The following is a 494-nucleotide window of genomic DNA, read 5'->3' on the forward strand; positions in this document are numbered from 1 at the left end:
TGGCCGAGCGCGCCGTCCACCACCTTGGCGAGCTGGTCGGGGGTCGCGACCATCACCACCACCACCTCGGCGCCGGAGGTCTCGGCGAACGAGGATACCGTCTCGAGGCCGGCGGCGATGGCCTTCTCGCGGGCCGGCTGAGCGGTCTCGACGCCGACCACCGTGTGGCCGCCCTTGGCGATCCGCAGCGCCATCGGAAGCCCGATGGCGCCGGTGCCGATGAACACGACTCTCATGATCGTTCTCCTACCCGTCTCGGCACAGGAATAGCGGTCGCCGAGGTTGCCCGCGTCGTCTGGTTGGTCGTTGGCGTCACGAAGATCGCCGCGCCCCGCAGGAGGGTGGGGCGCGGCGGGGCCGGCTCAGGCGAGCCAGGCCTTGAGGGAGGCGACGATCGTCTGCGTCGAGATGCCGTAGCGATCGTGCAGCGTGGGCAGGGCGCCCGCCGCCAAGAACTCGTCGGGCAGGCCGACCTGCTTGAACTTCGGCGCGAC

The 494-nt window shown here is 70.9% G+C and carries 1 protein-coding gene; it reads right to left on the minus strand.

The window, feature by feature from the left end; genetic code table 11:
* Positions 1-236, minus strand: a 236-nt coding sequence (locus A33M_RS20875) for an NAD(P)-binding domain-containing protein (RefSeq protein WP_040622329.1), incomplete at its 3' end; no start/stop codon positions are given.
* Positions 237-494: the final 258 nt, after the last annotated feature.

Source organism: Rhodovulum sp. PH10, assembly GCF_000293785.1.
Lineage (GTDB): Bacteria > Pseudomonadota > Alphaproteobacteria > Rhizobiales > Xanthobacteraceae > Rhodoplanes.